Annotated in this window: 13 protein-coding genes; 10 read left to right on the forward strand and 3 right to left on the reverse strand. The window is 61.5% G+C overall.

Features of this window, described 5'->3' with window-relative positions:
- Positions 1 to 17 precede the first annotated feature (17 nt).
- Complete coding sequence (locus HNQ71_RS21595; RefSeq protein ID WP_184874661.1) at positions 18 to 896, reverse strand: AraC family transcriptional regulator; 879 nt, start codon at positions 894 to 896, stop codon at positions 18 to 20.
- A gap of 153 nt (positions 897 to 1,049) precedes the next feature.
- On the opposite strand from HNQ71_RS21595, the gene HNQ71_RS21600 reads away from it, so the two are divergent.
- Both HNQ71_RS21600 and HNQ71_RS21605 read left to right on the forward strand, forming a co-directional pair.
- On the forward strand, positions 1,050 to 2,294 hold the full coding sequence (locus HNQ71_RS21600) for an MFS transporter (protein ID WP_184874662.1): 1,245 nt from the start codon (positions 1,050 to 1,052) through the stop codon (positions 2,292 to 2,294).
- Between the two features lie 226 nt (positions 2,295 to 2,520).
- Entirely contained in the window at positions 2,521 to 3,270 is a 750-nt protein-coding gene (locus HNQ71_RS21605; RefSeq protein WP_184874663.1) for an SDR family oxidoreductase, read from the forward strand.
- 62 nt (positions 3,271 to 3,332) lie between these two features.
- Here HNQ71_RS21605 and HNQ71_RS21610 read toward each other — a convergent pair whose 3' ends face one another.
- On the reverse strand, positions 3,333 to 4,196 hold the full coding sequence (locus tag HNQ71_RS21610) for an alpha/beta fold hydrolase (protein ID WP_184874664.1): 864 nt from the start codon (positions 4,194 to 4,196) through the stop codon (positions 3,333 to 3,335).
- Positions 4,197 to 4,349: 153 nt separating this feature from the next.
- On the opposite strand from HNQ71_RS21610, the gene HNQ71_RS21615 reads away from it, so the two are divergent.
- On the forward strand, positions 4,350 to 4,778 hold the full coding sequence (locus tag HNQ71_RS21615; RefSeq protein WP_184874665.1) for a transcriptional regulator, SarA/Rot family: 429 nt from the start codon (positions 4,350 to 4,352) through the stop codon (positions 4,776 to 4,778).
- Positions 4,779 to 4,835: 57 nt separating this feature from the next.
- Here HNQ71_RS21615 and HNQ71_RS21620 read toward each other — a convergent pair whose 3' ends face one another.
- On the reverse strand, positions 4,836 to 6,830 hold the full coding sequence (locus HNQ71_RS21620) for a putative bifunctional diguanylate cyclase/phosphodiesterase (RefSeq protein WP_425492256.1): 1,995 nt from the start codon (positions 6,828 to 6,830) through the stop codon (positions 4,836 to 4,838).
- A 306-nt stretch (positions 6,831 to 7,136) separates the two neighbouring features.
- Here HNQ71_RS21620 and HNQ71_RS21625 point away from each other — a divergent pair, with 306 nt between their 5' ends.
- The 7 genes from HNQ71_RS21625 to HNQ71_RS21655 all read left to right on the forward strand — a co-directional run bounded on the left by HNQ71_RS21625 (position 7,137) and on the right by HNQ71_RS21655 (position 13,171).
- Complete coding sequence (locus tag HNQ71_RS21625; RefSeq protein WP_184874667.1) at positions 7,137 to 8,171, forward strand: class I SAM-dependent methyltransferase; 1,035 nt, start codon at positions 7,137 to 7,139, stop codon at positions 8,169 to 8,171.
- A 165-nt stretch (positions 8,172 to 8,336) separates the two neighbouring features.
- Positions 8,337 to 8,978, forward strand: coding sequence for a 50S ribosomal protein L25/general stress protein Ctc (locus HNQ71_RS21630; RefSeq protein WP_184874668.1), 642 nt, complete (start codon positions 8,337 to 8,339; stop codon positions 8,976 to 8,978).
- A gap of 23 nt (positions 8,979 to 9,001) precedes the next feature.
- Positions 9,002 to 9,709, forward strand: a complete 708-nt coding sequence (gene pth, locus HNQ71_RS21635) for an aminoacyl-tRNA hydrolase (protein WP_184874669.1) — start codon at positions 9,002 to 9,004, stop codon at positions 9,707 to 9,709.
- Positions 9,710 to 9,807: 98 nt separating this feature from the next.
- Positions 9,808 to 10,911, forward strand: a complete 1,104-nt coding sequence (ychF, locus tag HNQ71_RS21640) for a redox-regulated ATPase YchF (protein ID WP_184874670.1) — start codon at positions 9,808 to 9,810, stop codon at positions 10,909 to 10,911.
- A 223-nt stretch (positions 10,912 to 11,134) separates the two neighbouring features.
- On the forward strand, positions 11,135 to 12,109 hold the full coding sequence (gene corA, locus HNQ71_RS21645; RefSeq protein WP_184874671.1) for a magnesium/cobalt transporter CorA: 975 nt from the start codon (positions 11,135 to 11,137) through the stop codon (positions 12,107 to 12,109).
- A 124-nt stretch (positions 12,110 to 12,233) separates the two neighbouring features.
- A complete protein-coding gene (locus HNQ71_RS21650; RefSeq protein ID WP_184874672.1) occupies positions 12,234 to 12,704 on the forward strand; it encodes a MaoC family dehydratase in 471 nt (156 codons plus the stop codon).
- Positions 12,701 to 13,171, forward strand: a complete 471-nt coding sequence (locus HNQ71_RS21655; RefSeq protein ID WP_184874673.1) for a MaoC family dehydratase — start codon at positions 12,701 to 12,703, stop codon at positions 13,169 to 13,171. The genes HNQ71_RS21650 and HNQ71_RS21655 overlap by 4 nt, the downstream gene beginning before the upstream one ends.
- Positions 13,172 to 13,281 lie beyond the last annotated feature (110 nt).

Below are 13,281 nucleotides of genomic sequence, written 5' to 3' on the forward strand. Positions count from 1 at the left end.
CGCGCATCACGCCGAAATCATGGACTTTCCAGTCGAAGCGAAGCGCTTGGCCGACGTATACCTTCGCCGCTGTCGCGCGCACCGCGCATATAGCCGCGCGGCGACGCGCCCAGCATGCGCTTGAACATGGTGATGAAGGCCGGCACGCTGTCATAGCCGAGATCGAGTGCCACCCTGGTGATAGGCTCGCCATCGGCCAGCCGTGGCAGGGCTGCAAACAGGCAGGCCTGCTGGCGCCAGGTCGACAGCGACAGGCCGGTCTGGCGCTGGAAGGCGCGGGTGAAGGAGCGGCGGCTCATGCCGGCGGCGTCCGCCCATTCGTCGATCGTCGCATGCGGCGAAGGGGCCGCCACGAAGCGCCGGCAGAGTGCCGCCAGCCTGGGGTCGGACGGGAACGGCAGGCCGAGCGGCCGCTCCGGCAGGGTCGGGATTTCATGCAGCAGGAGATTCATGATCAGCCCGCCACGGCCTTCCAGCACGCCCCCTTGCGGCAGCTTTTCGGACTCCACGATAAGGCTGTGCATCAGGTCGGTGACGCCGACCACCCGCAAGCCTTCCGGCAGCCCCGGAATAGCCTGCGGCATGACATAGACCGAACGCATCGAGACATCGCCCAGCATCTCGACCGAATGCTCGGTGCCGGCCGGAATCCACATCGCATGATCGGGCGGCACCATCCAGCGCCCATGGCGCGTCGTCACCAGCACGACGCCGACCAGCGCGTGCAGCAGCTGGTTGCGGCTGTGGCGGTGTTGCGGCACATGGTAGCCATCGGGATATTCGGTCGGCAGCGCCACCGCCGGCCCAACTGCTTGCTCCAGCCACAGCCAGCGGCGCTCGTGCAATTGCTCGAGGTTGGCATTGCCCGCGTGAAAGATTTCCCTGCCGTGCGGCATCGGGTATGGCCCACTTGCGAAACTATTGGACCAAACCACGAAAGAAGTCGCGCCGCAAGCAGCTTATAAGGCAACCGTCCTAGAGCGGTCTGCAGGAGCGTCCGCCAGAGCTGCCCGGGGGCCTGCCCGCCAAAAAGACCACGGAGCCTTACCTTGACCGATACGACAGCCGCCAGCGTCGCGCCACCAGCGACCGTCAGTCACGCTTCAGCCCAGGCGACGGCCTTCACCGTCATCCTGGCGGTAAGCTTCTGCCACTGCATCAACGACATCATGCAGTCGCTGCTATCGGCCATCTATCCCTTGCTGAAAGAGAATTACGGCCTCGACTTCTGGCAGATCGGCCTCCTGACCTTCACCTTCCAGGTGACCGCATCGCTGCTGCAGCCGGTGATCGGCATGGTCACCGACAAGCGGCCGATGCCCTATTCGCTGCCCTACGGCATGGCGTCGTCGCTGGTCGGCCTGGTCGTGCTCGCCTATGCCGGGCACTATTCGCTGCTGCTGATCGGCGCCTCGCTGATCGGCATCGGCTCGGCGATCTTCCATCCGGAATCCTCGCGCATCGCCCGCTTTGCATCGGGCGGCCGTTTCGGCCTGGCGCAGTCGCTGTTCCAGGTCGGCGGCAATTTCGGCCAGTCCATGGGGCCGCTGCTGGCTGCCTTCATCGTCGTGCCGTTCGGCCAGACCAGCATCTCGTGGTTCGCCGTCGGCTCGCTGATCGGCATCATCGTGCTGTGGCAGGTCGGCGGCTGGTACAGCCGGCTGCGCGCCGCACAGGGCAACCGCAAGGCGGCAACCTTCGTCTCGCCCTTCCCGCGCCGCAAGGTGATGAATGCATTGATCGTGCTGACCCTGCTGGTGTTGAGCAAGAACGCCTACATCGCCAGCCTCGCCAGCTACTACACCTTCTATTCCATCCATAAGTTCGGCGTTTCCGTGCAGATGTCTCAGGTCATGCTGTTCCTGTTCCTCGGCGCCTCGGCACTCGGCATCCTGCTTGGCGGCCCCTTCGGCGATCGCTACGGGCAGAAGGCAATGATCTGGTTCTCGATCGTCGGCGTGCTGCCCTTCACGCTGGCGCTGCCCTACGCCAACCTCGAATGGACGATGGTGCTGACGGTGCTGATCGGCCTGATCCTGTCGTCGGCCTTCTCCAACATCGTCGTCTTTGCGCAGGAACTGGTGCCGGGACGTGTCGGCATGATCGCCGGCATCTTCTTCGGCTTCGCCTTCGGCATGGGCGGCATCGCCGCCGCGGTGCTTGGCGTCGTCGCCGACATGAAGGGCATCGAGTTCGTCTTCCAGATCTGCTCGTATTTGCCGCTGCTCGGCCTGCTGACGGTGCTCCTGCCGAACATGTCGGAAGCCAGGAAGGCGGCGGCGGCAATCAACTGATATCAGCTAGTCTTCAGGATTCTGAGTGAGGGCGTGGCAGCTGCCACGCCCTCAACGATTCTTTCGTCATTCGCCGGGTATAGGCCTGTTATTGTTCGAAACACGTGCAACAAATGGTGCCGACGGCAAGGCTTGGTCAGCGAACGCCTTCAAGTTGAAGATAAGGTACCGGGCTCAGCGCGACTGATCGATGCGCAGCGCTCCGCGTCAGGAAAGGCAATCTGTAATGTCCAGGCTGAAAGACAAGGTCGCGCTGATTACGGGTGGCACCAGCGGCATCGGCTTGGTGACGGCGCGACGTTTCATTGAGGAAGGCGCGCGCGTCGCCATCACCGGCACCAATGCGGGCCGCCTCGAGGAAGCGCGCAACATCTTGGGCGGCGATGTGCTCATCATCGCCTCCGACGCCGGAGATGCCGCAGCCCAAAGCGACATTGCGGGGCGGATCGGCGAAACCTTCGGTAAGCTCGACGCTCTCTTCCTCAACGCCGGCATCGCCGATCTGCGCCCACTTGGCGACTGGACCGAGGCAGCGTTCGACAGGAGCATCGATGTCGACCTCAAGGGACCGTACTTCCTGGTCAAGGCGCTCGTTCCGCTGTTTTCGAACCCGTCGTCGATCATCCTCAGCGGCTCGGTCAACGCGCATATGGGAATGGCAGGAACGCATGTCTATTCGCTGGCCAAGGCTGGCATGATTTCGCTGGCGCGGACGCTGTCGGGCGAACTGATAGGGCGCGGCATTCGCGCCAATGTAATCAGCCCAGGCCCGATCGACACACCGCTCAATGACAAACTTGGGCTGGATCCGGCAGCGGCGAAGGCCCGCGCGAAAGCGGTGGTCGGCCTGGTGCCCGCAGGCCGTTTCGGAACCGCCGAGGAAATTGCCAATGCGGTGGTGTTTCTGGCCTCGGACGAATGCCCGTTCATGGTCGGTGCGGAAATGCTGATCGACGGCGGCTTGAGCATCGCCTGAAATCGGCAGGACCTTAGCACCCGCCTGATGGCGGGTGCTTTCGTCTGTGACGTCGAAATATCCTACGCCTTGAAGAAGGCCAGCAGGTCGGCGTTGATGATGTCGGCATGGGTCGTGGCCATGCCATGCGGGAAGCCCTTGTAGACCTTGAGCTCGCCCTTCTTCAGCAGCTTGATGGTCAACAGTGCGGAGTCGGCGATGGGGACGATCTGGTCGTCGTCACCGTGCATGACCAGCACCGGCACGTCGATTGTCTTCAGGTCCTCGGTAAAGTCGGTCTCCGAGAAGGCCTTGATGCAATCATAGTGCGCCTTGGTGCCGCCCATCATGCCCTGGCGCCACCAATTGTCGATGACACCTTGCGAGACTTCCGCGCCCGGACGGTTGAACCCGTAGAACGGGCCAGCCGGAACGTCGCGGAAGAACTGGGCGCGGTTGGCTGCCTGGGCGGAGCGGAAACCATCGAAAACCTCGATCGGCAGGCCGCCGGGATTGGCCGTGGTCTTGAGCATGATCGGCGGCACCGCGCCGATAAGCACCGCCTTGGCGACACGACCTCCCGAACCATACTGGGCGACGTAGCGCGCCACCTCGCCGCCGCCGGTCGAGTGGCCGACATGGATGGCGTCCTTGAGGTTCAAATGCGCCGCCAGTGCCGCGACATCGGCGGCATAGGTGTCCATTTCGTTGCCGATATCCGTCTGGGTCGAGCGGCCATGGCCGCGGCGATCATGGGCAATGACGCGGTAGCCCTTCGACAGGAAGAACAGCATCTGGGCGTCCCAGTCGTCGCTGCTCAAGGGCCAGCCGTGATGGAAGACGATCGGCTGACCGGTCCCCCAGTCCTTGTAGTAGATCTGCGTTCCGTCCTTGGTGGTGATCGTGCCGCTGCCTGAGCTGGGCTTGGATTGCGAGGCCTGGTTCATCTCAATCTTCCTTTGATTGTTGTCGCGATAAACAATATCGCGATGTCGACATGACTAGCGTAGCTCAAACCGCATGTCCATGGAAATATGTATCGCGATATCATTTTTCGTGGTACGCACTTTGGTGCCTGTATTGGCAAGAAGGAATCCGCCGTGCCTCTCCCGTTGGACAATCAGCTCTGTTTCACGCTCTACGCCACCAGCATGGCGATCAATCGCACCTACAAGCCGATGCTGGACGAGATGAACATCACCTATCCGCAATATCTCGTGCTCAACGCCCTGGCAGAGGCCGACGGCATGTCGGTCGGCACCATCGCGCACCGGCTCGCCTTGGAATCGAGCACCATCACGCCGCTGGTGAAGCGGATGGAACAGGCAGGGCTGGTGAGGCGCCAGCGCAGCCAGGTCGACGAGCGCCAGGTACAGGTCGACCTGACCTCAGCCGGGCGCGCGCTGCTTGTGCGATGCAACTGCCTGAATGAGACCTTGATCGAGCGCTCGGGCATGACGCTGGCACAGCTTGATGCCTTGAACCGGCAGATCCAGGCGCTGCGTGACGCGTTGACCGGCGGCCAATAGCCTGCCGCCAAACAGCGGTCTAGGCCAAAAACCGCAGTGCCGCCGCCGGCACGGCTATCATGCGGACTTAAGCACAGTGAATGGGCGTTTGCGGAGGGTCCGCTTTGCCTGGAAACTGGCGGCGGGAGCGGGACGGCCGACATGGAAGCCCTGGACCTTGTCTATGCCGAATTCGCGCATAAGGGCCATCTGCTCGTCCGTTTCCACCCCTTCGACCAGGATTTTGTGGCCGCGATTTCGGACCAGGGTGATAATGTCCTGCAGCATCGCCTTGCCGTTCGGGGCGCTGCAGTCGTGCAGAAACGAGCGATCGATCTTCACTGTATCGAAATCGATAAGACGAAGCCACGAAAGGCCCGCGAAGCCCGTCCCAAAGTCATCGAGCCATATCTTGATGCCGAGCAGCTTCAGGTCGCTGATGCAGCGCAGAATGTCCGAGTGCATCTCCATTTCCAGTCCTTCGGTGATTTCGAAGGCCAGCCTGCTGCCGGCGACGCCTGTCTCGCCCAAAATGGTCGCGACAGACGTTGCGAAGCCAGGTGTCTTGAGCTGAATTGGAGAGACGTTGACACTGACGACGCGGACGTGGTCGTCCGCCAAAAGCTCAGCGCACACCGTCCTTATTGCCCAGCGCCCGAGTTCCAAGATCGCGCCGGTTCGTTCGGCGACGGGAATGAACAGGCTCGGCGGAACCGACGTACCGTCCAGCATTCTGAGTCGCATCAGAGCCTCTACGGCTTCAACGCGGTCCGATTTGACATCCTGGATAGGTTGATAAACCAGCGAGACGAGATTCTGGCCGATCGCGATCTTCAGCAAAGCCGCGATGTTCTCACTTTCGTCGCTGCTCTGGGGATCGGTCGGATCGAACAGCCTGGCGCAATTTCGACCACCGGCTTTTGCCAGATAGAGCGCGCGGTCGGCCTCGTGGATGATCTTCTCCAGCTTGGCGCCAGTCTGCGTCCTGGTGAATGCCGCGCCAACGCTCACTGTCACAATCGAGACACCGTCTCGCCGCAACTCGTGGGTGAGCGCCAGGTTCTCCACCGTGCTGCAAATGGCTTCCGCGAGATCCATGATCTGCTCTTTTCTCTCCACGCGAGCCAGGACAATGAATTCCTCACCGCCGTAGCGGCCGATCGAGCCATGATACTGCTTGATCATTTCGCTAAGGGCATTGGCGACGTGGATCAGGCAACGGTCGCCTTCCTGATGGCCGTAGCAGTCATTGAACTTTTTGAAGAAATCCACGTCGATGAGGATCGCCCCAAAACTGGTTCCAACCCGTTGCCAGTCGCTCCAGTAGTCCCGCAGCTTTTCGTCGATCGCCCGCCGATTTTCGAGACCCGTAAGCGGATCGGTCCGCGACAGTCTCAGCAGGGCCTTGCCTCGTTCGGTCGCCTCGTTGTGCTGAATTTTGGCTTCCAGGGCGTTCAGGAAGACGTTGTAGCGCTCCTCATTCAGTTTCCAGTTCACATATGAGGTGAATGTGAAGCAGGAAATGTAGAAAGTTCCAAACACCAGCTTGTATGTTAACGTGGAAGGCACAAAGTAGTTTACGACATACAATATGCACAATATTATAGTCGAGGTTATAATAGAAACCTTAAATCTAAACGTGAAGAATAGATTGGCGCTCATCATGAAGATGGTGCCGAAGACCATATAATAAGAGACGCTTTCCTTGTCCGCACCCATAACCGCTGGGGACAACCAGCCGACATAGCCAAAGATAATGGCCCCGGCGCAAGTTATGTCGAGCCATTCCGTCCCGACGCCATGGCGAAGTTGCGTTTCCAGGATCAAAAGCGCGGTCAGTCCGACCGCGAAGCGCGCCGTGATCGTGTAGGCGGCCACATCTGGGATCAGCAGCAGGTCAGTTGCCGAAAACAGCACATAGATGGCAACGGCCATCCAAAGCCCGGGCCTGGCTTCTCCTCTTCGCGTCGTTTGGGCTTCCGTCCGGTAAAGGCTGCGAAGCTCCTCGGACGCCAGTTCGTAACGCGGTTCGTACGGTTCGGCATCAGCCGCTTCGGCCAATACGGATGCCACGCGTTCGTCCATCACAACGAACCCCTTCTGAAGAGGATCCTGTAGTCCGAACTCATCTCTAGCTTCTGCCCTCACGCAGGCCGGCTCCTTGGGGCGCAACAGCGATTGCGACGCCGGGCATACAAATGCAATCGAGCAAGACAAGTTTCCGTTAACTCGAACGCGGAATCCGACCCAGAAGCTGCCTAACGAACGAACATGGTTTGCGGGAAATTAATCATACCGATAAAATGCGGTCGACCCGGCATTGGCAAATGCAGCATTCTACGCAATAAGTTAACTGACTGTTAACTATGGAGTGATGGGTTGCAAACCGTGTTTGATGGCAAAAGCCTGATTACTGCCAAGATGATCGCCAGCAGTCTCCGTCGGGGAACGATCGAGCATCATGGCGAAGAGTTCGAAAACGCTCGCGCGGAGCTGGCGCTCATTCTCAGCGCGACACACCAGCAAATCGAACAACGAAAAGACCCCGCCGAGATCATTCGTCGCCTAATGTCGCACCTCAACGCGACGCGTTCCAAGGTTCATCCCGACGTTTGGCAAGCATTGATACCGGTGGTGCAGGGCCACCCGGTCCTGGAGTATTTTCTCGAGGATCCGCTGACACGGTGGTCCTTCAGCAAGCCCAGGGGTTATTCTGGCGACGCGGAGCTGCTCGATTACATCTATTGTGATCCGCATGTGGCCGAGAGCGTGGCAAACGCCTCGGAAACCGGAAAGGCGCTCTATACCCATACCCAGGACGTGCCGTCGTGCGTTGCGGCACGGGAACGACGCGATCTCTTGACCCGATATGTCGATGAGGCTGCGGCCAAGAACGGACCGCAAACCGAGGTCCTGGCGATCGCGGCCGGCCATTTGCGGGAGGCCAATCGCTCAGTCGCCCTGGCGGAGGGCCGTCTCAAGCGCTGGGTTGCGCTCGATCAGGATCCTCAGAGCGTTGGATTGATCGCGCGCGACTTCCAGGGCACGGCGGTCGAGGCCATCGACGGCTCGGTGCGGACGGTGCTCACGAGGGGCCACAAGCTGGGCCAGTTCGACTTGATCTACGCCTCCGGCCTTTACGACTACCTTGCGCACAACGTTGCCGTGAAACTCACGAAGACCTGCCTGCAGATGTTGAAGCCGAACGGGACATTCCTGTTCGCGAACTACGCGGAAGGCAATCCTGACGCCGGGTACCGCGAGACGTTCATGGACTGGGTGTTGCTGCTGCGGTCGGAGGTCGACATGTGGAACATCGTCAATGCCAGCGTTGACCGCAACACCGTCGAGGCCAAGGTGTTCTTTGGCGAGAACCGTAACGTGCTGTATGCCGTCATAGAAAAGCGCGGCTAGCCTTTGGCTTGCACCTCCGGCCGCCTTCCGCTATAGAGCCGCCACCCGCGTAGACACCCTTGGAGGCAACGCGGCGGAAAGCCGCCTCACCCGGCGGCTTTCGACGTTTACGGCCAAGCACGTTGCCGGCCGCGAACGCTCCAGAACAAACCGAAAGGAAATGCCATGAGCCACGACACTTACGAGCTCAAGGCCGAAGCACGCGAACAGGTCGGTAAGGGGTCCGCCCGTGCAGTTCGCCGCAACGGTAAAGTGCCTGCAGTAATTTATGGTGACAAGCAGCCTCCCCTGGCCATCGCGCTCACCTACAAGGACATCTACTACAAGATCCATGGCGGCGGGTTTCTGACCACGATCGCCACGATCGATGTCGACGGCAAGAAGATCCAGGTCCTGCCGAAGGACTTCCAGCTCGACCCGGTCAAGGATTTCCCTGTCCATGTCGACTTCCTGCGCATCGGCAAGGACACCGAGGTCAATGTCGACGTGCCTGTCCACTTCATCAACGAGGACAAGTCGCCCGGCATCAAGCGCGGCGGCGTGCTCAACATCGTGCGCCACGAAGTCGAGTTCCACTGCCCGGCCAATGCGATCCCGGAATTCATCACCGTCGATCTCACCGGCGCCGACATCGGCGACTCAATCCACATCTCGGCGGTCAAGTTGCCGGCCGGCGTGAAGCCTGTCATCTCCGACCGCGACTTCACCATCGCGACCATTGCCGGTTCGTCGGCGATGAAGCCGGAGACGGAAGTCACGGCTGAAGTGGCGACCCCTGAAGCGGCCCCTGCCGCCGAAGAGAAGTAACTCTTTCACGCCCGGAGCAGGCGATGCTGCTGTTTGCAGGTCTCGGCAATCCGGGCGCGAAATACGCCAACAACCGGCACAATGTCGGCTTCATGGCGGCGGACGCAATCGCCCGTCGCCATTCCTTTTCGCCCTGGTCGAAGAAATTCCAGGGCCTGATTAGCGAAGGCACGCTTGGCGGCGAAAAGATCGTCCTGATCAAGCCGCAGACCTTCATGAACCTGTCCGGCCAGTCGGTTGGCGAAGCGCTGCGCTTCTACAAGCTCGAGCTTTCCGCGCTCACCGTCTTCTATGACGAGATCGACCTTGCCGAGGGCAAGCTGCGCATCAAGACCGGCGGCGGCGCCGGCGGCCATAACGGCATCCGCTCAATCGACGGCCATGTCGGCAACGCCTATCGCCGCGTGCGCATCGGCGTTGGCCATCCCGGCGTCAAGGAAATGGTCCAGCATCACGTGCTCGGCGATTTCGCCAAGGCCGACCGCGAATGGCTCGAACCGCTGCTCGACGCGATCGCCGACAACGCCGCCATGATCGTCAAGGGCGACGAATCCGGCTTCATGAACAAGGCCAGCCTCGCCGTCCAGGGCAAGGCCGCGCCGGAGCCGGAAAAACCCGCGCCAAAGCAGCAAAGTCACGTCCGCCAGGCCCGCCCGCAGCAGCCGGTGGTCAAACTGCCGGAAAGCGGCCCGATGGCCGCGATGCTGAAGAAACTCTTCGGCAAGGAGTGAACGCGGCAGGAGCGTGCGGCGTTACAGGGCTTGACGTTGATCACCCCTATCGCCCATAGCCCTGATCAAATTTCGATTTCCCGATAGGACCGGACAAAATGGGTTTCAAATGCGGCATCGTTGGCTTGCCCAATGTCGGCAAGTCGACGCTTTTCAACGCGCTGACCAGGACGGCGGCGGCGCAGGCCGCCAACTATCCGTTCTGCACCATCGAACCGAACACCGGCGAGGTGGCGGTGCCCGATCCGCGCCTGCAGAAGATCGCGGCGATCGCCAAGTCGAAGGAGATCATCCCGACGCGCATCTCCTTCGTTGACATTGCCGGCCTGGTGCGCGGCGCCTCGAAAGGCGAAGGCCTGGGCAACCAGTTCCTCGCCAACATCCGCGAGGTTGACGCCATCGTGCATGTGCTGCGCTGCTTCGAGGATGACGACATCACCCATGTCGAGGGCCGCATCGACCCCGTCGCCGACGCCGAGACGGTCGAGACCGAGCTGATGCTCGCCGATCTCGACAGCCTCGAGCGCCGCATCGTGCAGATCCGCAAGCGCGCCGGCAGCAAGGACAAGGAAGCGACGACCGTGCTGCCGCTGATGGAGGCGGCGCTCGAGCTGCTGCAGGCCGGCAAGCCGACCCGCATCCTGCTGAAGGGCATTTCGGCGGAAGACCTGCGCATCCTGCAGGGACTGAACCTCCTGACCTCGCATCCCGTGCTCTATGTCTGCAATGTCGCCGAGGCCGACGCCGCCACGGGCAACGAGCACACAAGGGCCGTGGAAAAGATGGCCGCCGCGCAAGGCGCCAGCACCGTGGTGATCTCGGCCGCCATCGAAGCGGAAGTCGCCCAGCTGTCGGACGAGGAGGAGATGGAATTCCTGTCCTCGCTCGGCCTCGACGAGCCCGGCCTGAACAAGGTCATCCGCGCCGGCTACGAGCTGTTGCAGCTGATCACCTATTTCACCGCCGGTCCCAAGGAAACGCGCGCCTGGACCGTGCACAAGGGTGCCAAGGCGCCGCAGGCCGCCGGCGTCATCCACACCGACTTCGAGCGCGGCTTCATCCGCGCCCAGACCATCGCCTACAACGACTTCATCACGCTGGGCGGCGAAGTGGCGGCCAAGGAAGCCGGCAAGGCGCGCGACGAAGGCAAGGAATATGTCGTCCAGGACGGCGACGTCCTGCTGTTCAAGTTCAATACCTGATTTCGCGAAGGTCACACCTGGCGGCAACTCTCTGATACCGGCTTCTCGACGAGTTTTTCGAGCCGCCGAGTGTCATTCGCCCGCCAGTTGCTTGTCTTGATTTTGTCACGCCACAGGTCTAAGCGGCAGGCACACGGTCGGCGCATGCGCAGGAGAGCCGTGCAATCCGACACGACGCGTCAATCTGAACGCACCCTTTAGCCCCAGCAAGGGAGACCCGGCGATGATCAAGGCCTTCGTCGTGGACAATGACCGCTTGCGCGTCATCGACGATCTCCTGGCAAACAGCGAGAACGTCGTCTGGGCCGACCTGCTCAACCCGACCAGGGAAGAGGAAGTGGCGATCGAAAGCTGGCTCGGCGTCGCCATTCCGACGCGCGAGGAGATGGAGGAGATCGAGATTTCGAGCCGCCTCTATGTCGAGGACGGCGCCTACTTCATGACCGCCACCCTGCCCGCCCAGACCGAGGACGACGACCCCCTGATGTCGCCGGTCACCTTCGTGCTCGCCGGCTCCCGGCTGATCACCGTGCGCTATCACGAACCGAAGGCGTTCAAGACCTTTCCCCAGCGCGCCGAGAAGGTGGCGACCGGCTGCACCAGCGGCGACACCATCCTGATCGGCTTGCTGGAGGCGATTGTCGATCGCCTCGCCGATATCCTGGAGCGCGCCGGCCGCGACATCGAGGCGATTTCACGCGACATCTTCGAGGCGCGGTCGACCAAGGTTTCCAAGCGCAATCGCGACTTCCAGGAGCTCCTGAAGGCTATCGGCCGCAAGGAGGACATCGCCTCCTCGATCCGCGACAGCCTGATCTCGCTGCAGCGCCTCGCCGGCTTCTTCGCCCACGCCTCGACCCGGACCAAGATGAGCAAGGACACCAAGGCGCGCATCAAGACGCTGTCGCGCGACGTGCTGTCGCTCGCCGATCACGCCACCTTCCTGTCGCAGAAGATCAGCTTCCTGCTCGATGCCACGCTCGGCATGATCTCGATCGAGCAGAACGCCATCATCAAGATCTTCTCGGTCGCCGCCGTCATCTTCCTGCCGCCGACGCTGGTGGCTTCGATCTACGGCATGAATTTCGACATCATCCCCGAGCTCAAATGGGAGCTCGGCTATCCCTTCGCGATCGGCCTGATGATCCTGTCGGCGATCCTGCCCTTCTGGTATTTCCGCCGCCGCGGCTGGCTTTGACCCGTCCGCCAAAGGCCATGCGGCCGTGACGTGGCGCTATAGAAATCTCTTGACCAAACGGCGGCCTGCCTGCATCCGGAAACCCCGATCCGAAATCGTGGGTCTATGAACCGGATTCCAGACCATGACAGCAAAACCCTGGGCCTATGAGGACTTCGTCGAGGGCGCCTTGTTCGAGCTCGGCAGCAAGCAAGTGAGCGCCGCCGAAATCATCGAATTCGCCAGCGAATTCGACGCGCAGCCCATGCATCTCGATGAGGAAGCCGGCAAGGCGAGCATCCTCGGCGGCCTCTCCGCTTCGGGCTGGCATACCTCAGCCATGTTCATGCGCATGCTGTGCGATGCTTTCCTGCTCGACTCCACCTGCCAGGGATCGCCCGGCGTCGATCAGGTGAAATGGAAGAAGCCGGTGCTGGCCGGCGACACACTGACAGGGAGCCTGGTGGTTCTCACCAAGCGCCTGTCGCGGTCGAAGCCGCAGCTCGGCTTCGTCACCATGCGCAGCGAACTGCTCAACCAGCGCGGCGAAAGCGTCTTCGAGCTTGAGAATTCGGTCATGTTCCTCACGCGCGACGCTGCCGGGAGCCCCGCATGACGCTGGACGAATTCTTCCGCATCGGCACCACCGTTACGCTCGGCTCGCACACATTCGAGCCCGAGGCGATCAAGGCGTTCGCCAGGAAATACGACCCGCAGATCTTCCATATCGACGAGGAAGCGGCCAAGAAGAGCGTGCTCGGCGGGCTCTGCGCGTCCGGCTGGCACACGGCCGCGACCTGGATGAAACTCAATCTGGCAAGCAGCATGGACGCCCAGATCGCTGCGTGGAGCGGCCCCGGACCGGTGCCGGAATTCGGCCCCTCGCCTGGCTTCAAGAACCTGAAATGGCTGAAGCCGGTCTATGCCGGGCAAACCATCACCTTTACGCGTACGGCACTTTCCCACCGGCCGATCGCCTCACGCCCCGGCTGGCGGCTGCTGGCGCTACGTTGCGAGGCCTTCGATTCGACCGGCGACAAGGTGCTGGAGTTCGAAAGCGCCGTGCTGGTGAAGGTGGAGTAGCAAGCCTCCTTCCTTCTCCCCCTGTGGGAGAAGGTGGATTGGCGCGCAGCGCCAAGACGGATGAGGGGTGCTGGAAGAAACGAGGCGTTCGCGTTCCCTGGAACACCCCT

It is taken from the genome of Mesorhizobium sangaii (assembly GCF_014207355.1).
Lineage (GTDB): Bacteria > Pseudomonadota > Alphaproteobacteria > Rhizobiales > Rhizobiaceae > Mesorhizobium > Mesorhizobium sangaii.